Here is a 773-nt window from a genome sequence, read left to right on the forward strand (position 1 = left end):
CCAGTCCATTCCTCTAAATACTGAAAGTTGAACTCTCCATTCAGTCGAAGGCGGATTTCGAGAGTCGCAGTATCCACGACGTTGGGGTAGTAATTCGACCGAAGAGTGGCAACAACACGATCTTCCTTTCCAGACGGGAAGTACTGGACGGTCTCGATTACCGAGAGATCTGCGAGTCGACCACCGAGAATTCGCATCCGCTCTTCGTTGAGGTCATCTGTGCGTCCCATCGAAGTTAGGGGAACGACGAGGCTGGACTCCCACCGTGATTTGACTCGAGGCGGAATTTGGCTTCACGAAGTTCGCGAAGGCGACGAGTGATAGTTCGCCATTCACTCAACCTGTCGTACGCCTCATCGAGATCTTCGTACGTCGTCTCGGAAAGAACAACCGCCTCGGGTGAGGATTCAGCGAAGTAGCTCGAGAGTTCTCGTTCGCGGATTCGGTACTCGTCGATTGCTTCCTCAGCCGCTTCAGGTGTTTTGAACTCTCGAGTCAGTTCGGTGATGCGACGGAACTCAAAGTAGGCCTCATTGCGAACGAAGAGTGCAGGATTGTCTGCGATTTTTTCGAGGACCCCGACTTCGACGAACCACTCAAGATGGGGACGAGCACCTTCTTTCGTGCAGTCGGCACGTTCTGCGACGTCCGCAACAGTGGTTGGGGACGTGAGCGTCGTCGCTGCTTCATACACACGATCTTTGACCGTCCGACTCTCGACGGCTTTGTCCCACTCACCGGCCAGATTCATGCCCGGTGGAGACGGTGTATCC

At 54.5% G+C, this 773-nt stretch carries 1 protein-coding gene and 1 pseudogene; both read right to left on the bottom strand.

Annotated elements, in window-relative coordinates:
* Positions 1-230: pseudogene (locus QT222_RS00345) on the bottom strand (hypothetical protein); the annotation flags it as partial.
* 5 nt (positions 231-235) lie between these two features.
* The coding region (locus tag QT222_RS00350; RefSeq protein ID WP_491475934.1) for a DUF7342 family protein at positions 236-773 on the bottom strand (538 nt) is incomplete at its 5' end.

The sequence above is a fragment of the Haloferax sp. s1 genome (assembly GCF_058382125.1).